The organism is Stenotrophomonas maltophilia group sp. vghtpe118 (assembly GCF_052605195.1).
This window is the reverse complement of sequence record NZ_CP199672.1, coordinates 3,428,986-3,446,399: the sequence shown is the minus strand read 5'-3', so window position 1 is coordinate 3,446,399 and position 17,414 is coordinate 3,428,986. Positions and strand designations below refer to the sequence as shown.

Below are 17,414 nucleotides of genomic sequence, written 5' to 3'. Positions count from 1 at the left end.
TTGTTCAAGGCTTATCCACAAGTTGCTGATCCGTCTCAATTTTTGAGATTGAACGGAAGTTCAGGGGCGTGGACGGGGTGTGAAACATCGGCCGCGCATTCATCCGAGCCGGGCCGGAAACGGCGCCGGACTGCGCAAACGGTGCACAATGAGGCCATGTGCCTGCTTGCTCTTGGCTGGATGCACCACCCGCGCTGGCGGCTGGTGATGACCGGCAACCGTGATGAGTTCCACGCCCGCCCCACCGCGGCGCTGGCCACCTGGCAGGATGAGACCTCCGTCATCGGAGGACGCGACCTGCGCTCCGGCGGTGGCTGGGCCGGAGTCGGCGCCTCGGGCCGGATGGCGGTGGTCACCAACGTCCGCGACCCGCTGGCGGCCCAGACCGGACCGTCGCGGGGCGCGCTGGTGGCCGACTTCCTGCGCGGCCGCGACCCGGCCGCCGTGCATATCGACCGCTTGGCGACCGTGGCTGGCGCCTACGCCCCGTTCAATCTCCTGCTGGCCGATAGCGACAGCCTGGAGTACCTGGGCAACCATCCCGCCGAACGGCAGACGCTTGGCCCGGGCGTACACGGCATGTCCAACGGCGCGCTGGACGCGCCCTGGCCGAAGACCCGCAGGTTGATGGCGGCCCTTGAAGCCTGGCTGCAGGAAGACGGGGTCAGATCCCTTTCGCAACGCGAAAGGGATCTGACCCCAAACCTGACCCCGCTCTGGAATGCCTTGGCCGATGAACACCGCCCCGCCGACAGCGACCTGCCCGACACCGGCATCGGCCTGGAACGCGAGCGCTGGTTGAGCCCGGCCTTCATCCGCGGCGACGACTACGGCACCCGCGCCAGCACCGTGCTGCTGATCGACGCCGACGGCCACGGCGAGATCCACGAACGCCGCTTCGGCCCGCAGGGTGCACCGAGCGGACAAAGCCACGTCATTTTCTGACCCGGTCGTGACGGCCCCTGGCCGGATGCTCTTGGCGGGGGTAGTGCCGGCCGCTGGCCGGCAGCCTTTGGATGCTCGGATTCGCCATGACGCTGCCGGCCAGCGGCCGGCCCTACCCGCAGCTTGCTGTCGCGATCCACGTGACGGCGGTCGCCATCGCAGCGGGCTTGAAACGTCATTCAGCTTCCAGCCGCGACCGCAATGTGCCTGTGCCACAGGGGTTCCGGCATTCCAGCCCGCCCACTGTGTCCTTTTCGCATTTGGCACTGTGTCTATAAATGTCGGCCCTGACCTCCCAGGGTGGTCGCGCCCGGCATCACGCCGCGCGATCGACCGCAACCACAAGGAGGCCCCATGCGCCGCATCCTCATCCTGCTCGCCACCCATCTGCTCACCCTCGGCCTGGGCTTCGGCCTGGGCGTCTATCTGCTGCCGATCCTGATCGCCCCCGATGACCCGCCGGTCGCCCAGGTACAGGCCGCAATGAAAGACGCCACCTACCGCACCACCTTCCGCCGCGACCTCAAAGGCAGCGATGCGGTGCACTGGGCCGAAGGCAAGGTCAGCGTCAGCGCCACCCAGGTCGCCTTCGACGGGAAGATGGGACCGGGCCCGGATTACAAGGTCTATCTGGTTCGCGATTTCGTCGACAACAAGGCCGACTTCCTGAAGATCAAGGCGCAGGCCCAGCGCATCGGCGAGGTAAAGACCTTCAACCGCTTCCTGGTCGAGGTGCCCGCGAACGTGGACGTGGACGACTACACCACGGTGGTGGTGTGGTGCGAGCGCTTCTCGCAGTTCATTTCCGCCGGGCAGTACCGCACGCCGGGCTGAGGACCGCGCGACGTCGAGGTAGTGCCGGCCGCTGGCCGGCAGCACTCTGTCCGCCACTGCTGGCATCGTGAAGCTGCCGGCCAGCGGCCGGCACTACAGATGCGCGGTTCATGCATATCGAAGAAAGAGGCGGAGCCGGCCGATAAGCCGGGTTCTGTCGTGGACAGTCATTCCTCTAGGCGTTACGTCACCGCAACGCTCAAGCAACCTACCCGGATCCAACGCGGGCCGCGCCAAAGGATCCCTATTTGGTCTTGCTCCAGGTGGGGTTTGCCGTGCCGGTCTGTTGCCAGACTCGCGGTGCGCTCTTACCGCACCATTTCACCCTTACCGGCCTTCCGAAGAAGACGTAGGCGGTATCTTTCTGTTGCACTTTCCGTCGGCTTGCGCCGCCCAGGCGTTACCTGGCACCTTGCCCTATGGAGCCCGGACTTTCCTCGGCACCCCCGAAGGGATGACGCGACTGTCTGGCCGACTCCGCCAGCGCGCATTCTAGCGTACGCACGCCTTTCCTGCCGTGCCGATCGCGGCGTCCGGTTCATCCATCCACGCGTGGCGTGGCTCTAGCGATGCCGCTGCCTTGGTGGGTGCGGATTCCGATCTGGTGGGTGCGGACCTTGGTCCGCACGATCCATCAACTACCGTACAGCGCCTTGCGCGGCGCACCGGTCAGTTCCGCAGCCAGCTTGGCGGCGGTCGACGGCGGCAGGTGCTCGCTCAGCTTCGCGTAGACGCGGCGGCCGTGTGCCAGCTGCGCTTCCTCATCGTCACCCGCCCCCTGCACCATCACCACGAACTCGCCCTTGCGCTGGTTCTCGTCGGCCTCGACCCTGGCCAGCAGGCCGGCCAGGTCACCATCAAGGACGGTCTCGAACAGCTTGGTCAGCTCGCGGGCCAGCACCGCCGGGCGCTCGCCGCCGAAGATCGCCGCCATGTCGGCCAGCGACTCGGCGATGCGGTGCGAGGATTCGTAGAACACCATCGTGCGCACTTCGCCGGCCAGCGCCTGCAGGCGGTCGCGGCGACCGCTGGCCTTGGCCGGCAGGAAACCCTCGAAGCTGAAACGGTCGCTGGGCAGGCCGGCCACGCTCAGCGCGGCAATGGCGGCGCAGGCGCCGGGCACCGGGCTGACCTTGATGCCCGCCGCGCGCGCGGCACGCACCAGGCGGAAACCGGGGTCACTGACCAGCGGGGTACCGGCATCGCTGACCAGCGCCAGCGACTCGCCGGCCTGCAATCGCGAAACCAGGCGCTGCGCCAAGGCCTCTTCATTGTGTTCGTGCAGGGCCACCAGCGGTTGCTGGATGCCGAAATGGGACAGCAGCTGGCCGCTGCGGCGGGTGTCCTCGGCACAGATGGCCGCCACCGAACGCAGCACCTCCTGCGCGCGCGGGCTCAGATCGGCCAGGTTGCCGATCGGGGTGGCGACGACGTACAGGGTTGGCACACTCATTTCAGCGGTACTCACGGGGCAAGGGTAGAATCGTAGCGTGTACCCGGCCAAGGCCGCTGCCCTCATCGCATGGACCCGATCATGAACAAGCCCGCCGCACGGATCTCCGCCCTGTCGTTGTCGCTGATGCTGCTGGCCGGTTGTGCCACCACCAGCCTGACCAGCACCCCCGATTCGCCGGCCCAGAGCCAGGCGCTGGCGCTGATCGAACAGGGCAAGCCGCGCGACGCCGCACTGCAGCTGGAAGGCCTGGCCGCCACGCTGCGCGGCGGCGCCCGCAGCAACGCCCTGGCCGATGCCGCTTGGGCCTGGCACCTGGCCGGCGACAGTGCCCGCGCGCGCAGCCTGCTCGGCCAGCTCACCGCACGCCAGCTGTCCGGCGCCAGCCTGCAGCGCTACCAGCTGACCGGTGCCGAGCTCGCCTTGGCCGACAAGCAGCCGGCGCAGGCACTGGCCCTGCTGAAGGACCACGGCGACAACGTGCTGCCGGCCCTGCGCACGCGCTGGTACCTGGCCCGCGCCAGTGCCCTGCAGGGCACCGGCGATGCCTTCGGCGCCGCCACCGAGCGCGCCCGCGCCCATTCCAGCCTGACCGGCAGCGCGCGCAGCGAGAACCAGGCCGCCATTGCCGGCCTGCTCGGCACCCTCGACGACGCCACCCTGCGCAGCCGTGCCGCCGCCCTGCCGGCCAACGACCCGCTCTACAACTTCGCCGGCCGTGCACTGATCGCGCGCGGCCTGCCGCTGCCGCGCCCGTTCGACCGCGATGGCGCGGCCCAGTTCGACACCAGCAAGCGCCCGCCGGCGATGAGCGACGGTTACCGCCCGCCGGCCAAGCTGGCCGTGCTGCTGCCGCTCAGCGGCCGCCTGGCCACCGCCGCACAGCCGGTGCGCGATGGCCTGTTGAGCGCTTATTACGGTGAAAGCCGCCGCCGCCCGGACATCAACTTCTTCGACACCGCCGGCACCCCGGCCGGTGCCCTGGCCGCCTATGACAAGGCCGTCGCCTCCGGTGCCGACTTCGTGGTCGGTCCGCTGGGCCGCGACGAAGTGGACGCCGTGTACGGCCGGCAGCAGCTGCAGGTGCCGGTGCTGGCCCTGAACCGCGGCAAGGACGCACCGCCGACCGGCAGTGCCGGCTTCTCGCTGGCACCGGAAGACGACGGCATCGTCGCCGCCGAGTACCTGCGTGGCCGCGAGCGCGGCAAGGCGCTGGTGATCAACAGCGCCGATGACACCGGCCGCCGTGCCGCCGCCGCCTTCGCCCAGCGCTTTGCGCAGCGCGGTGGCCAGGTGGTGGCCACGATCGGCGTCACCGATGCCGTCGGCGATGTCGGCGCGCAGGTGCGCAACGCCGGCCAGGTCGATGCCGTATTCCTCGCCGTGCGTGCGCCGCAGGCGCGCCTGCTGGCGCCGCAGCTGGCGCTGGCCGGTGCAGGCGGCGCGACCCGCGTTGGCACCTCGCAGCTGACCGTTGGCAGCGGCAAGGTGGAAGAAGACGTGGCGCTGGACGGCATCGTCTATCCGAACGAAGCCTGGAACGTGCGCAGTGTGTCCGGCCTGCCGTCGGCCAGCCAGGTGGCCAGCACCCTGCCGAGCGCACGCGGTGCGGCCGGCCGCCTGTTCGCCTTCGGTGCCGACGCCTGGAAGATCACCGCCTACCTGGACAAGCTGTCCAACGAAGGCGGCCTGGACGGTGCCACCGGCACCCTGTTCCTGGACAGCAACGGCAACATCCTGCGCCAGCCGGCCTGGTCGACCTTCAATGGCGGCCGGCCGATGCCGATCGTCGGTGGTCGCTGAGCGCAGCCAACGTGGCTCGGCGGTGGAAGCCGCCGCCGAGCAGCATCTGCAACAGGCGGGACTGCAGCCGCGTGCGCGCAACGTGCGCTATCGCGGCGGTGAACTGGACCTGGTGATGGACGATGCCGGCACCGTGGTGTTCGTGGAAGTGCGCTACCGCGCGCGATCGGATTTCGGCGGTGGCGCCGCTTCGGTCGATGCGCGCAAATGCCGGCGCCTGGCCCACGCCGCGCAGCTGTACCTGCAGGACCACCCGGCGCTGGCCAATGCGCCCTGCCGTTTCGATGTGGTCGAAGCCACCGGCGAACCGCCGCAGTTGCATTGGCTGCGGGATGCATTCCGATTGGATGACTGCTGATGGCTACTCTTTGCCGGCCAGCGGCCGGCACTACCCGTCGGACCTGCAGCCGGCCCGCGGCCGGTACGACCATGGTGCGTGACTGATGCCGTCGATCATCACCCATGCCGCTGTGCCGCTGGCGCTGTGGTGCGCCGCTGATCGTGGCCGCATCCCGCCGCGCCTGCTGGCCGCCGGCGTGATCGCCGCCATGCTGCCCGATGCCGATGTACTGGCCTTTGCCCTGCACATTCCCTATGCCGATGCCTTCGGCCATCGCGGCGCCAGCCACTCACTGCTGTTCGCCGGCGTGCTGGCAGCATTGGCCGCGGCGTTGGCGCTCTTGGGTAGTCGCCGACCTTGGTCGGCGGATGTGTGCCAACCAAGGTTGGCATCTACCGTACAAGCCGCTGTATTCGTCTTCGCCTGCGCCGCCAGCCATCCGCTGCTCGATGCGATGACCTCCGGTGGTCTGGGCGTCGCGCTGGCCTGGCCGTGGAGCGAACAGCGCTTCTTCGCGCCGTGGCGCCCCATCCGCGTGTCACCCTTCGCGCCACAGTTCTTCAGCGCACGCGGCGTGGCTACCCTGCTCTCCGAACTGCGCTGGGTGTGGCTGCCACTGGCCGGCGCCGTTGTCGCCTGGAAACTGATCCAACCCGCTCCTGCTGCCTCACGAGATCCGTCATGAGTCCTGCCCTGCCTGCTGCCCTGGTTGCCGAACTGTCCACCCTGCTGGGCACGGAGGGCTGGCGCATGGATGACGGCGCGCTGGAGGCGAATGCGCAGGACAACTCATGGCGCCATCAGCGGCCGGCCGCAGTGGCGTTTCCGGCGGACATCGAGCAGGTGCAGGCGCTGGTGCGTGCCTGCCGCGCGCATGGCGTGGCGCTGGTCGCGCGCGGTGCCGGCACCGGTACCACCGGTGCCGCGGTCCCGCAGCCGGGCAGCATCGTACTCTCGTTCACCCGCATGGACCGCATCGTCGAGATCCGCGCCGGTGATCGCTGCGCGGTCGTGCAGCCGGGCGTGTTGAACGGCACGCTGCAGCAGGCGCTGGCGTCGCACGGCCTGTTCTGGGCGCCGGACCCGTCCAGCGCCGAGATCTGCAGCGTCGGTGGCAACCTGGCCTGCAATGCGGGTGGCCCGCGCGCGGTGAAGTACGGCACCAGCCGCGACAACGTGCTGGGCCTGGTGGCGGTGACCGGCACCGGCGAGGTGATCCGCTGCGGTGGCGCCTACACCAAAGACGCCACTGGCTACGATCTGACCCATCTGCTGGTGGGCAGCGAAGGTACGCTGGCATTGATCGTGGAAGCCACGCTGAAACTGACCCCGCTGCCGGTCAGCCAGGCCGGGCTGCGCGTGTTGTACCGCGATGCCGATGCTGCTGCGGCCGGCGTGTCGCGGTTGATGTCGCAGCCGGTGGTACCCACCCGCCTGGAATTCATGGACGCGCGCAGCCTGGAGCTGCTGCGGCTGAATGGTGCCGATGTGCCGGAGGCAGGCGCGATGCTGCTGGTCGAGGCCGATGGTGACCACGACACCCTGCCTTATCTGCTGCAGGCACTGGCCAGTGCCGCCGAAGGCGACGGCATGATCGAGCTGGACGTGGCGATGGAGGGCCGCGCGCGCGACCAGCTGTGGGCCGCACGCAAGGCGCTGTCGCCCGCGCTGCGCAGCGTTGCGCCGGGCAAGATCAATGAAGACGTTGTGGTCCCGGTGTCGCGCATTCCGGAGCTGGTAGCCGGCGTGCAGGCACTGGCGCGTGACTACAGACTCACCATCGTCACCTTCGGCCATGCCGGCAACGGCAACCTGCACGTCAACATCCTCTACCACCCGGAGGATGCCGACGAAAACACGCGCGCGCATGCCGCGTTGCCAAAGATCTTCGAGCTGACCCTGGCATTGGGTGGCACATTGTCCGGCGAACATGGCATTGGCCTGGCCAAGCGCGATTTCATGGCACAGGCTTTCACCCCGGAAACGCTGACGGCGATGCGCGCGATCAAGGCCGCACTGGACCCGGACGGCATCCTCAACCCGGGCAAGGTGCTGCCGCCGGCATAGACCGCGCACATTCCTTCGCACTCCTGTAGAGCCGAGCCCATGCTCGGCGGCTCTTCGACCAGATCGCGATGAAGCCCGCGCTGCGCGCGCGAGCCGAGCGTGGGCTCGGCTCTACAACCACGTGTCGTTCACCCTCACACTCCTGTGGAGCCGAGCCATGCTCGGCCCCGCTTCGGCCACATCGCGATGAAGCCCGCACCGCGCGCAAGCCGAGCGTGGGCTCGGCTCTACACCGGCGTGTCGCCTGCAATATCGATCAGGGTCTGCCGGAAGCTGGGCAACAGCACGCGGTTGCCATGCCCGCTCAGGTGATCGTTGTCGAAGAACAGCGGCTCCCCGTCTTTCACCGCCGAACAGGTCGTTGGCCCGCACAGCAGCGGCAGCGGATCCCACACCGTCAGCGATGGATAGCGCACCGCCAGTTCGGACAGCAACGCCATCTGCGGCGCGCGCAGCCTTTCCAGGTCGGCGCGCGGCATGCTCAGGCCACCGGCACAGGCCGGGTTGCGGCGGTTGAACCAGTCCGAACAGCGGTACGCACCGGCCTTGAACAACGGCAGCGGCGCATCCACAACCACGTGCACACCCAGCTTCTGCAAACGCCCCAGCACTCGATCGGCTTCATCGCGTGCAGCTTGTGCATGCGCGGGCGTGCGCTCGGCCAGCAGTTGACGATAGATTTCCTGTGCATCCTGCCGCCGCCAGTCGAATCCGCGCAGCTCCGGCATGCGCAAGGCCGCCAGCAGCACGATGTCACCCGGGCGTGCCTCGCGCTCGATGGTCGACAGCGTGTGCTCAATGAACTCCTGGCAATCGGCTGGACTGGCCCGCAGCAGATTGACGAAGCTGCAGCCGCCGCGATCCTGCTGGCGCACCTCCATGCCGGTCTGGCGCGCGACCATGCTGGTCATGGTGCGATACGCCGCCGCGTGCGAATCGCCGGACACGAACAGGCGCCGTCCTTCAAGCGCCGGCGCACTCACCGGCTCTAATGGGCGCCACGCGGGGTAGCGACGCGCCTGCCATGCATAGCCGTCACGGGTAACGCTCAGCGAGACCTGCTCGTGGTACTCCACGGTGGCCCAGGCACCCGCACCACACAGCGCCACCACCGGCAACGCCATCGCCAGCACCTTGGCCGGTGCCAGGCGCAGCAGCGGCGCCGCACTGCGCAGCGGACGCTCGATGAAGTGATACGACGCAGCTGATACCGCCAGCAGCAACACCGGGTACAGCCACAGCGCGGCACCGTGCAGGCCGTAGGTCCAGCGCAGCAGCACCAGCAGCGGCCAATGCCACAGGTACAGCGAATAGGACAACCGGCCCAGGTAGGCCAGCGGTGCGCAGCCCAGCGCGCGGGCGAGGCGCGATGTCCCCGGCGCCGACACGCTTGCCAACAGCAGCAGGGTACCGGCCACGGTGGCCAGCACACCCGGCACCGGCATCGCCAGCTGCGGGGCGATCACCACGCCTGCGGCCAGCAGCGTCAGGCCGGCCGCTGCAACCGCACCACCGTTCTGGCCCGGCGTACGAGTACGCATCCACTGGTACAGCAGCGCGCCCGCAGCCAGCTCCCAGAACCGCGCCGGCAGCAGATAGAACGCTGCCGCTGGTGCCGTCTGCGCCTGCCAGCCCGCCCACGCCAGCGACAGCACGGTGAGCCCCGGCAACAGCCAACGCGACCACGGCCAGCGCTCACGCCCGCGCAGCCAGACGAAGAACAGCAGCGGGAAGACCAGGTAGAACTGCTCCTCCACGCCCAGCGTCCACGTGTGCAGGAACGGGTTGAGTTCGGCGCCGGGTGAGAAGTAATCGTCCTGCTGGCCAGCCAGCACGATGTTGCTGAAGCCGACCAGCGCGGCCCAGCCGGTCTGGTCGAACTGTTCATTGCGCCACGCACGGGGAATGAACAGCGCAGACAGTATGAAGGTGGCCACCAGCATGACCAGCAGCGCCGGCAACAGGCGAAGCACGCGGCGCCGGTAGAAGTCGAGCAGCATCGCGCTCAGTGACGCAGGCGTGCGCGAGGCCAGCGACTGGCTGATCACGAAGCCGGACACCACGAAGAACAGGTCCACCCCGGTGAAGCCGCCGGGCAGCCACGTCGCATTGGTGTGGAAGAGGACGACGGCCAGCACCGCCAATGCGCGCAGGCCATCGATGGCAGCGTTGTGGGAACGTTCGGGAGCAGACATGCGGGTGACCGGCAGCGAGCGATCCGGCAGCATCGCCACCGTTTGCGCAGTCATTCAATGGACGATCGCGACAGGGCGGGACATGGTTCAGCTCCGGTCCCAGTTCGCCCCTGCGGGAATGTCGTAATCACCACACTGACGGCGCGCCGCACGTCTGCAACGTTTTCGAATTTCCAATCTTTCTCATTGGCATACGTGGCACTGCATGCAAATCATCTAGCGCCACCGACAACGGGTGGCACGGGCTTCCAATCCCGTTAGGTTGATGTGTTGGTTACGCTTGCCTGCCGGCGCCGCTCTTTCCTTGTTGGGTGGCGTCGGCAGGCATTCTGTCCGCGCTTACATGGCGGGCGGTGCGTGGGGGCCTCGTGCCCGCCGGCGCTTCTACATCGACCTCCGGTATTGGAACCACGCACCGTCCGCCACCCTCGCTGTTAAGCAGGGTGGCCCCTTACTGCTTGCACAAGGACGCCGCCATGACCGATTCCCCCTACCCGCACCTGTTCGCCACCCTGGGCGAGGCCGCCACGCGCCTGCCCGATGACCTGGCCCGCACGCTGGAAGACACCTTCGTCGCGCTGCAGAGCGGTAACAGTGCCGGGGCCATTACCCTGCAGGCCTGCCTGCAGCACATCCGCCAGGGCGACGCCGCCGATGGCCAACCATGGCCCGGCAACAACCGCACGCCCGGGCAACGCCTGGCCCTGACGCGTATTGATCGTGCCAATGCGGGGCTGAGTTTCCTGCTGGAACTGCTGCACGCCACCGAACGCGTACGCGTGGATGGGGATATCGACCAGCAGATGGGCGATGGCGCGCGCGAAGGGCTGCTGCTGGCCTGCCGTGGGCTGGCCGAGTACGTGGATGTGCAGCTGCGGGCGGCGTGAGCATCCGACGAAGAGAAGTGCGGGTGAGCGCTCAGTTCAGTTGCACGCTGCGCGCAATTGCAACGATTCCGATGGCTCGTCATCACAGGAGCACCAATGGTGCGCACTTCTTTTCAGGGAGTGTTTCGATGCACAAGATGATGGTTCCGCTCACCCGCTATGCGCAGTTCACTGGCCGCGCAAGCCGCAGCGAATTCTGGTGGTTCCAGTTGTTCATCATGATCATTTCGATCCCGCTGTATCTGCTGAGCTTCTATGCCGGCTACAGCGGTTCGCAGGGCCCGGCGCTGGTCGTCACCGGCCTGGGCGTAGTGATGTGGCTGGCATTCGTGTTGCCGTCCATCGCGGCCACCATCCGCCGCCTGCACGATACCGATCGTTCGGGCTGGTGGTTGTTGCTGGGGTTCGTGCCGTTCGTCAGCCTGGTGCTGCTGGTGTTTCTGCTGCTGCCCGGCACGCCGGGTGGCAACCGCTTCGGTGCGCCGGTTCCACACGTGTAACCAGCCCGCGTTGGTAGGTGTCGACCTTGGTCGGCTCGGCGTTGCCACCGGCGGCTGACACCTCTGTGCCAACCAAGGTTGGCACCTACCAGAGCAACATCGATGTGCTTCACTTGGGGTCAGATCCCTTTGCGGCGCAAAGGGATCTGAGCCCACCCCGAACGTTGACCCAGCAGGGCAGTACCGCTGCTGCTACGCGAAGTGCTGGTAGCCGCCGTCGGCGGCTTCGCCGTCCACGTGTACGCCCTGCCCTTCGGCAATACGGCCGATGCGGGTGAGCGGCACGTCCAGCGATTCGGCCAGGTAGTGCAGCGCGTCGCGCTGGTCGGCGGCGGCGGTGAAGCACAGCTCGTAGTCGTCGCCCCCGCGCAGTGCGCAGTCGCGTGCGGCCTCACGACCGAGCAGTTCACGCAGTGCGTGCGAGATCGGCAGCGAATCGGCATCCACATGCGCGGCCACGTTGCTGCGCGTGGCGATATGACCGAGGTCGGCCAGCAGGCCGTCGGATACATCCACCGCCGCGTGCGCGAAGGCCCGCAGGCGCAGGCCGAGGGTGACGCGCGGCGTCGGCCGCAGCAGGCGCAGGCGCAGGCTTTCGTAGTCGGCCAGCAACGTGGCGGTGGCGATGCTCAGTGCACCCTGCTGCCACAGGCGCAGCGCGCCGGCGGCGTCGCCCAGCGTGCCGCTCACCCAGATGTCATCACCCAGCTGCGCGCGGTCGCGCCGCAGGGCCTGGCCGCGCCCGACTTGGCCCATCGCGGTGACCGACAGCGAGAGCGGGCCGCGCGTGGTGTCACCACCGATCAGCGCGATGTCGTGCTGGTCGGCCAGAGCGAAGAAGCCATCGGCAAAAGCCTCGATCCAGTCTTCAGACGCTTCCGGCAGCGACAGCGCCAGCGTGCACCACGTCGGGCGCGCGCCCATCGCGGCGAGGTCTGACAGGTTGACGGCCAGGGTCTTCCAGCCGATGTCGAAGGCCGGGGTTTCCACCGGGAAGTGCACGCCGCTGTTGAGCGTATCGGCGGTGACCACCAGTTGCTCGTTGGCACGCGGCTGCAGCAGCGCGGCGTCGTCACCGATGCCGAGCAGGATGTCGTCGCGCTCGAGGGTGCGGGCGCGGATGCGGTCGATGAGGGCGAATTCGGCGAGGGACATGGAGCGTTCCCGCTGTTGTACGTGCCGCGCAGGGCGCGGTGGGCGGTAGTGCCGGCCGCTGGCCGGCAACCTCAGGATCCCTGCAGCTGCCGGCCAGCGGCCGGCACTACCACAGGTGGGTCAGTGACCCGATTCGACCTTGCGCCATTCCACGGCGGCACGATCCAGCACGCCGTTGACGTAGGTGTGGCCATGTTCGGAACCGAAGCGCTTGGCCGATTCGATCGCTTCGTTGATCACCACGCGGTACGGCACGTCCAAGCGGTAGCGCAGTTCGTAGGCGGCCAGGCGCAGCACGGCGCGTTCGATCGCGTCCACTTCCTCGATGCCACGGTCCAGGTACGGGCCGAGCGCTTCGTCGATGTCGCGACGGTTGTCGAGCACGCCGTGCACCAGCGCCTCGAAGTAGGCCAGGTCGGCGATTTCGCGGGCCTGCTCGTGGGCGAACTGGGCGATCAGCGACTGCGCGTTGCCGCCGGAAATCTGCCAGGCGTAGATGGCCTGCACAGCACGACGGCGCGCACGCGAGCGCAGCACGGGATCCACGCCATCGCGGCGGACGGGTTTACCGGAGGGCTTGCCCTGGGTGTTCTTGTTCATGGCAGCTGCTCCAGAAGATTGACCATTTCCAATGCGGCGAGTGCGACTTCCTCGCCCTTGTTGCCGTGGCTGCCGCCTGCGCGGGCCTCGGCGTCTTCAACGCGTTCCACCGCCAGCACGCCGTTCAGCACCGGCACGCCGAAATCCAGCTGCACGCGCATCAGGCCTTCGGCACAGCGGTCGGCCACGTGTTCGTAGTGGCGGGTGTCGCCACGGATCACGCAGCCCAGGGTGAGGATGGCGGCGTGTTCATGCGCGGCGGCCAGGCGTGCAGCCACCAGCGGCAGTTCCCAGGCACCCGGCACGCGGATCACGTCGATGTTGGCTTCGGTGATGCCGTTGCCGGCCAGACTCAGGCGGGCGCCTGCGACCAGCGCGTCGGTGATGCGGGCGTTCCAGCGGCTGGCCAGGATGGCGAAGCGCGCCGACTCGGGAGTGCGAAGATCGCCTTCGTAGTGGCTCATATGCGGCTTGGGGGACTCGATAAGGGGGTAATTCTAGCGTGGATGGGCCCCGGCCGTGGCTGGCGGGGGCCTGCAGGGTGTGCCGACCAAGGGTCGGCCCCCACCGGTAGTGCCGGCCGCTGGCCGGCAATCCCGGGGATGCGGTTGCCGACCAGCGGCCGGCACTACTCATTACAGGGTCACCGTCTCCACCACTTCCAGGCCGTACCCGGCCAAGCCGATCTGGCGGCGCGGGGTGCCCAGTACGCGCAGCTTGCCCAGGCCCAGGTCGGACAGGATCTGTGCGCCGGCACCGTTGCGGCGCCACTGGCCCACGTCCTTATCCTTGCCCGGCACCACCGGCACCGGCTGCTGGCGCAGGCGGGCCAGCAGGGCTTCGCCATCGCGCGGGGCCGACAGCACCACCATCACGCCAGCGCCCTCGGCATCGATCGCCCGCAGGGCGTCGGTGGCGGCCACGCCGAAGTCGTCACGGCGCCAATGCAGCAGGTCGGCCAGCGGGTTTTCCACCTGCACGCGCACCAAAGTCGGGGTCTCCGCATCCGGGGCACCCCGGACCAGCGCGAAATGCAGGTCGTGGGCGATGCGGTCGCGGTAGGTCACCAGCTTGAACGGGCCGAATTCGGTGTCGATGTCGCGCTCGTCCACGCGTTCAACAGTCTTTTCGGTGGCCAGGCGGTAGGCGATCAGGTCGGCGATGGAGCCCATCTTCAGGCCGTGCTCGCGCGCGAACACTTCCAGCTCCGGGCGGCGCGCCATGCTGCCATCCGGGTTCAGGATTTCCACCAGCACGCCGGCCGGTTCCAGCCCAGCCAGCATGGCCAGGTCGACGCCGGCTTCGGTGTGGCCGGCGCGGGTCAGCACGCCGCCCGGCTGGGCGATCAGCGGGAAGATGTGGCCCGGCTGGTGCAGGTCCGACGGCTTGGCGTTGGGCTTCACCGCGGTGCGGATGGTGTGGGCGCGGTCGTGGGCCGAGATGCCGGTGGTAACGCCCTCGGCGGCCTCGATGCTGACCGTGAAGTTGGTCTGGAACTGCGCGGTATTGGCCTGCACCATCGGCGCCAGGCCGAGGTCGGCGGCGCGGGTGCGGGTCAATGGCAGGCACACCAGGCCACGGCCATGGGTGACCATGAAGTTGATGTCCGACGGCTTGACCAGCTCGGCGGCCATGATCAGGTCGCCTTCGTTCTCGCGGTCTTCGTCATCGACGATGACCACCATGCGGCCCTGGCGGATGTCTTCCAGGATCTCCGGAATCGGGGCGAAATTCATGCGGCATCTCCGTGTGGGTGCTGACCGTTGGTCGGCACACTGATCAGGCGCTCCACATAACGGGCGACCAGATCGATTTCCAGATTGACCGCACTGCCCACGCCGGTGGCGGAGAAGGCGGTGTTGGCCACGGTGTGCGGAATGAGGGCGACTTCAAAGCCTTCATCGTCCACTTCGTTGACGGTGAGGCTGACGCCGTCCACGCAGATCGAGCCCTTCCTGGCGATGTAGCGGCGCAGCGAGGCCGGCGCGGCGAAGCGCCAGCGCTGGGCACGGGCATCTTCGTGGATGGACAGCACCTGGCCGAGGCCGTCGACGTGGCCGCTGACCAGATGGCCGCCGAGGCGGTCGGTCGGGCGCATGGCGCGCTCCAGGTTGATGACCGCACCTTCGCCCAACTGGCCCAGCGTGGTCAGGCCCAGGGTCTCGGTGGACGCATCGGCCTGGAAGCTGCGGGCGTCGAATGCGATGACGGTGAGGCAGACGCCGTTGATGGCAATGCTCTCGCCCATCTGCACGTTGTCGAACGGCAGATTCCCGACATTGAAGGTGAAGCGGACATCGCCGCCGATGGACTCGCGTGCGGCCAGACGGCCGACGCCTTCGATGATTCCAGTAAACAAGTAACGTTCTCCGCGAAAAGTGAGCGAAAAACGCCGCAAGGCAAACAGGTGCACGCAGGGCAAGAGCCCTGTGGCACCGTCTTCTTTCATCCGGACTATGACCGTCGGCTCCGGCATTGGACCGGATCTGCTGACCCCCGGCCGTGAGCCGGGGCGCTCGCGGGCTCGTGCTTGCGCACCTACCGCCGGTGGGGAATTGCACCCCGCCCTGAAGACGTTTGTGTACCGGCGAACCGGTCTGGTCAGTGTACCAGCCCGGCCTGAACGGGGTGGGATGCCCGGGGTCGGATCCCTTTCCGCAGGAAAGGGCTCTGACCCCGACCACGTCTGGCCAGCCTGTGACGGCCGTCTCTCGCATTTTGTAAAACTTTCATTAAAATCCGCAGCGGACGACATGAGGTCGCCACGGGCAGCCGCGAGGGCAGGCCCGCCAATGGACTGAAACTCACAGGAATTTCCATGCGCAAGATCCTGATCGTGGCCGCCCTGCTGGCCGCCGCCCCGTTCTCGGCTTCGGCCGAGGCCCTGAGCTACACCTACGTTGAAGGCGGCTGGACCCAGGTCCAGGTTGACGACAACCTGCTGGACGACCCGAAGGTCGACGGTGGCTACCTGCGCGGTTCGGTCGCGCTGGCCGAGCAGGTCTACGTGTTCGGTGGCTGGTCGCGCACCAGCAAGACCCGCCACTACGGCGAAGACTCGCTGAAGCTGGAACTGAACCAGCCGGAGCTGGGTATCGGCTACCACATGCCGTGGACCGACCGCCTGGACTTCACCGCCGATGCCGCCTGGGTGCGCCAGAACGCCGAATCGACCCTGCGTTATGACGGTGTGCGTTACCACGGCAAGGACCACACCAATCTGGGCCGCGTCACCATGGGCATCCGCGGCAAGCCGTCGCGCATGACCGAAGCCTGGGTCAAGGCCGGCTACATGGATGGCGGCAACAACTACAAGGGCACCTGGGTCGGCACTGTTGGCGGCCAGATCAACTTCACCAAGACCTGGGGCCTGGTGGGCGAGATCTCCGGCTACCGCGACGTCACCCAGTACTCGGCCGGCGTCCGCGCCAGCTTCTGATCCAACGGTCGCTCCTCGTCGTGCGATCGAACGGGCCCCGCAAGGGGCCCGTTTTTTTTGCCCCGCGCGTCGGCACGTGATCACAGGGCACCGTCGGGCCTGCGCAAAGATGCGCTAGGCTTGCGCGCCTCTGGAACAGGAAACACCGTCATGAAGACTCCCCTGCGTACCCTGCTGGCCAGCGCCCTGCTGGCTGCCCCGCTGCTGGCCAGCGCCGCCCCGGCCACGCTGACGCCCGAACAGGCCTTCGATCTGTATGCCCGCGTCCTGCTGGAAGACGACGCCGCCGCGACCCGCACCCTCAACGATGCGCTGAAGCCGGCCTTCGACGGCCAGGACGCGGTAACCCCGAACCCGGGCGCATTGGCCAAGGCGCTGGCCGAACCGTGGCAGGTCGTGCTTGCCAGCACCGGCGCCAAGGCCGACGCGGCCGCCAGCGAGGCGATGTATGCCAAGGCCCTGCGTGATTCGAAGTGCCGCGCCAGCAAGAGCGTGATTGAAGACAACGAGTACGTGGACGACCAGAAGCTGGCGCGCATCACCTTCAGCTGCCAAATGCCCGACCTGGGCAAGGTACGTCCGCTGTTCGCCGCCAGCCTTGCCTCCGACGCCAGCCCGGCTTCGCGCAAGCAGTTCACCGACGCTTACAGCCAGGCGCTGCAGAGTGGCGCGCGCGTGCCGGTCAGCGGCACCTTCACCCTGTACCCGGCCAAGGACAACGGCTACTGGTACAGCGGCAACTTCGATGATCTGGTGGGCACCGTGACCGGGGCGCTGGCACCGTTCGAGGAATGGATGCAGGACGTGCAGGCGGCCAGCGCACCGAAGGTGACCGGCGTACCCGGCTGCGACCTGCTGCTGCAGCAGCACCGCAGCTGCGTGGCGAAGGTCGCACCCGACCAGATCAGCGGCGTGGATGCGATGGCCGAGGAACTGAAGGCCAAGGCACAGCTCAAGTCAGCCGATGAGATGACGCAGGAGTGCAAGGCACTGCGCCCGATCGCCGAGATGATGTGGACCGACGAGTGCCCATAAGCACGACGTAGCGCCGTTGCCTGCAGCAGGATCGACGGCACTTTCAGAACCGTTGCATGGTCTTGCGCACACTGCGTGATCAATGCTGTTGCCCTCTTCCACGAGGGCAACAGCATGAAGCACCGCATAACCTCGACCACGGTCCTGCTTGTCGCGCTAAT

The 17,414-nt window shown here is 67.8% G+C and carries 17 protein-coding genes, 1 other RNA gene and 1 riboswitch; of the genes, 10 read left to right on the top strand and 8 right to left on the bottom strand.

Translation table 11 applies throughout. The annotated features are described in order from the left end of the window. Nucleotides 1-156: 156 nt before the first annotated feature. Together ACUDTM_RS15655 and ACUDTM_RS15650 are read left to right on the top strand one after the other, a co-directional pair. Nucleotides 157-945, top strand: coding sequence for an NRDE family protein (locus ACUDTM_RS15655; RefSeq protein ID WP_111200834.1), 789 nt, complete (start codon nucleotides 157-159; stop codon nucleotides 943-945). A 354-nt stretch (nucleotides 946-1,299) separates the two neighbouring features. Then, the gene (locus ACUDTM_RS15650; protein WP_005415283.1) at nucleotides 1,300-1,779 is read left to right on the top strand and encodes a DM13 domain-containing protein; all 480 of its coding nucleotides are present in this window, start codon (nucleotides 1,300-1,302) and stop codon (nucleotides 1,777-1,779) included. Nucleotides 1,780-1,906: 127 nt separating this feature from the next. Here ACUDTM_RS15650 and rnpB read toward each other — a convergent pair. Together rnpB and rsmI are read right to left on the bottom strand one after the other, a co-directional pair. Further along, nucleotides 1,907-2,258: RNase P RNA component class A (gene rnpB / locus ACUDTM_RS15645), an RNA gene on the bottom strand. Nucleotides 2,259-2,413: 155 nt separating this feature from the next. Further along, nucleotides 2,414-3,232, bottom strand: coding sequence for a 16S rRNA (cytidine(1402)-2'-O)-methyltransferase (gene rsmI, locus ACUDTM_RS15640; protein ID WP_061478399.1), 819 nt, complete (start codon nucleotides 3,230-3,232; stop codon nucleotides 2,414-2,416). Between the two features lie 81 nt (nucleotides 3,233-3,313). Here rsmI and ACUDTM_RS15635 point away from each other — a divergent pair, with 81 nt between their 5' ends. The 4 genes from ACUDTM_RS15635 (at nucleotide 3,314) to ACUDTM_RS15620 (ending at nucleotide 7,442) form a co-directional block, all read left to right on the top strand. Then, nucleotides 3,314-5,035 (top strand): penicillin-binding protein activator, encoded by a 1,722-nt coding sequence (locus ACUDTM_RS15635; protein ID WP_072167845.1) that lies wholly within the window; start codon nucleotides 3,314-3,316, stop codon nucleotides 5,033-5,035. Beyond that, nucleotides 5,025-5,393 carry a YraN family protein gene (locus tag ACUDTM_RS15630; protein ID WP_049439300.1) on the top strand — a complete coding sequence of 123 codons (369 nt, stop codon included), beginning with the start codon at nucleotides 5,025-5,027 and terminating at the stop codon, nucleotides 5,391-5,393. Before ACUDTM_RS15635 ends, ACUDTM_RS15630 begins: the two co-directional genes overlap by 11 nt. 85 nt (nucleotides 5,394-5,478) lie before the next feature. Continuing rightward, a complete protein-coding gene (locus ACUDTM_RS15625; RefSeq protein ID WP_353080398.1) occupies nucleotides 5,479-6,060 on the top strand; it encodes a metal-dependent hydrolase in 582 nt (193 codons plus the stop codon). After that, complete coding sequence (locus ACUDTM_RS15620) at nucleotides 6,057-7,442, top strand: FAD-binding oxidoreductase (protein ID WP_353080397.1); 1,386 nt, start codon at nucleotides 6,057-6,059, stop codon at nucleotides 7,440-7,442. The genes ACUDTM_RS15625 and ACUDTM_RS15620 overlap by 4 nt, the downstream gene beginning before the upstream one ends. Before the next feature lie 227 nt (nucleotides 7,443-7,669). Here ACUDTM_RS15620 and ACUDTM_RS15615 read toward each other — a convergent pair whose 3' ends face one another. Next, a complete protein-coding gene (locus ACUDTM_RS15615; protein WP_353080396.1) occupies nucleotides 7,670-9,691 on the bottom strand; it encodes an acyltransferase family protein in 2,022 nt (673 codons plus the stop codon). Between the two features lie 422 nt (nucleotides 9,692-10,113). Here ACUDTM_RS15615 and ACUDTM_RS15610 point away from each other — a divergent pair, with 422 nt between their 5' ends. Next, nucleotides 10,114-10,524, top strand: coding sequence for a hypothetical protein (locus ACUDTM_RS15610; protein ID WP_088497845.1), 411 nt, complete (start codon nucleotides 10,114-10,116; stop codon nucleotides 10,522-10,524). Nucleotides 10,525-10,652: 128 nt separating this feature from the next. Then, nucleotides 10,653-11,024, top strand: coding sequence for a DUF805 domain-containing protein (locus ACUDTM_RS15605; RefSeq protein ID WP_088497844.1), 372 nt, complete (start codon nucleotides 10,653-10,655; stop codon nucleotides 11,022-11,024). Between the two features lie 192 nt (nucleotides 11,025-11,216). Here ACUDTM_RS15605 and thiL read toward each other — a convergent pair whose 3' ends face one another. The 5 genes from thiL to ACUDTM_RS15580 all read right to left on the bottom strand — a co-directional run bounded on the left by thiL (nucleotide 11,217) and on the right by ACUDTM_RS15580 (nucleotide 15,138). Next, complete coding sequence (gene thiL, locus ACUDTM_RS15600) at nucleotides 11,217-12,179, bottom strand: thiamine-phosphate kinase (RefSeq protein ID WP_445391405.1); 963 nt, start codon at nucleotides 12,177-12,179, stop codon at nucleotides 11,217-11,219. A 120-nt stretch (nucleotides 12,180-12,299) separates the two neighbouring features. Beyond that, complete coding sequence (gene nusB / locus ACUDTM_RS15595; RefSeq protein ID WP_005415268.1) at nucleotides 12,300-12,779, bottom strand: transcription antitermination factor NusB; 480 nt, start codon at nucleotides 12,777-12,779, stop codon at nucleotides 12,300-12,302. Further along, the gene (ribH, locus tag ACUDTM_RS15590) at nucleotides 12,776-13,243 is read right to left on the bottom strand and encodes a 6,7-dimethyl-8-ribityllumazine synthase (RefSeq protein ID WP_005415267.1); all 468 of its coding nucleotides are present in this window, start codon (nucleotides 13,241-13,243) and stop codon (nucleotides 12,776-12,778) included. Before ribH ends, nusB begins: the two co-directional genes overlap by 4 nt. Nucleotides 13,244-13,414: 171 nt before the next feature. Beyond that, nucleotides 13,415-14,515 carry a 3,4-dihydroxy-2-butanone-4-phosphate synthase gene (ribB, locus tag ACUDTM_RS15585; protein ID WP_088496293.1) on the bottom strand — a complete coding sequence of 367 codons (1,101 nt, stop codon included), beginning with the start codon at nucleotides 14,513-14,515 and terminating at the stop codon, nucleotides 13,415-13,417. Then, nucleotides 14,512-15,138 (bottom strand): riboflavin synthase, encoded by a 627-nt coding sequence (locus ACUDTM_RS15580; RefSeq protein WP_065178777.1) that lies wholly within the window; start codon nucleotides 15,136-15,138, stop codon nucleotides 14,512-14,514. Before ACUDTM_RS15580 ends, ribB begins: the two co-directional genes overlap by 4 nt. Nucleotides 15,139-15,212: 74 nt before the next feature. Next, nucleotides 15,213-15,358, bottom strand: a riboswitch (FMN riboswitch). A gap of 239 nt (nucleotides 15,359-15,597) precedes the next feature. Here ACUDTM_RS15580 and ACUDTM_RS15575 point away from each other — a divergent pair. Then, nucleotides 15,598-16,218: a hypothetical protein gene (locus ACUDTM_RS15575; protein WP_072167834.1), complete on the top strand. Its 621-nt coding sequence runs from the start codon at nucleotides 15,598-15,600 to the stop codon at nucleotides 16,216-16,218. A 150-nt stretch (nucleotides 16,219-16,368) separates the two neighbouring features. Continuing rightward, nucleotides 16,369-17,253 (top strand): hypothetical protein, encoded by an 885-nt coding sequence (locus ACUDTM_RS15570; protein WP_445391404.1) that lies wholly within the window; start codon nucleotides 16,369-16,371, stop codon nucleotides 17,251-17,253. Nucleotides 17,254-17,414: the final 161 nt, after the last annotated feature.

What these genes read in the sequence shown, in the direction of transcription:
- ACUDTM_RS15655 (WP_111200834.1), top strand. Translation starts at nt 157, where the DNA reads ATGTGCCTGCTTGCTCTTGGCTGGATGCACCACCCGCGCTGGCGGCTG.
- ACUDTM_RS15650 (WP_005415283.1), top strand. Translation starts at nt 1,300, where the DNA reads ATGCGCCGCATCCTCATCCTGCTCGCCACCCATCTGCTCACCCTCGGC.
- rsmI (WP_061478399.1), bottom strand. Translation starts at nt 3,232, where the DNA reads ATGAGTGTGCCAACCCTGTACGTCGTCGCCACCCCGATCGGCAACCTG.
- ACUDTM_RS15635 (WP_072167845.1), top strand. Translation starts at nt 3,314, where the DNA reads ATGAACAAGCCCGCCGCACGGATCTCCGCCCTGTCGTTGTCGCTGATG.
- ACUDTM_RS15625 (WP_353080398.1), top strand. Translation starts at nt 5,479, where the DNA reads ATGCCGTCGATCATCACCCATGCCGCTGTGCCGCTGGCGCTGTGGTGC.
- ACUDTM_RS15620 (WP_353080397.1), top strand. Translation starts at nt 6,057, where the DNA reads ATGAGTCCTGCCCTGCCTGCTGCCCTGGTTGCCGAACTGTCCACCCTG.
- ACUDTM_RS15615 (WP_353080396.1), bottom strand. Translation starts at nt 9,691, where the DNA reads ATGACTGCGCAAACGGTGGCGATGCTGCCGGATCGCTCGCTGCCGGTC.
- ACUDTM_RS15610 (WP_088497845.1), top strand. Translation starts at nt 10,114, where the DNA reads ATGACCGATTCCCCCTACCCGCACCTGTTCGCCACCCTGGGCGAGGCC.
- ACUDTM_RS15605 (WP_088497844.1), top strand. Translation starts at nt 10,653, where the DNA reads ATGCACAAGATGATGGTTCCGCTCACCCGCTATGCGCAGTTCACTGGC.
- thiL (WP_445391405.1), bottom strand. Translation starts at nt 12,179, where the DNA reads ATGTCCCTCGCCGAATTCGCCCTCATCGACCGCATCCGCGCCCGCACC.
- nusB (WP_005415268.1), bottom strand. Translation starts at nt 12,779, where the DNA reads ATGAACAAGAACACCCAGGGCAAGCCCTCCGGTAAACCCGTCCGCCGC.
- ribH (WP_005415267.1), bottom strand. Translation starts at nt 13,243, where the DNA reads ATGAGCCACTACGAAGGCGATCTTCGCACTCCCGAGTCGGCGCGCTTC.
- ribB (WP_088496293.1), bottom strand. Translation starts at nt 14,515, where the DNA reads ATGAATTTCGCCCCGATTCCGGAGATCCTGGAAGACATCCGCCAGGGC.
- ACUDTM_RS15575 (WP_072167834.1), top strand. Translation starts at nt 15,598, where the DNA reads ATGCGCAAGATCCTGATCGTGGCCGCCCTGCTGGCCGCCGCCCCGTTC.
- ACUDTM_RS15570 (WP_445391404.1), top strand. Translation starts at nt 16,369, where the DNA reads ATGAAGACTCCCCTGCGTACCCTGCTGGCCAGCGCCCTGCTGGCTGCC.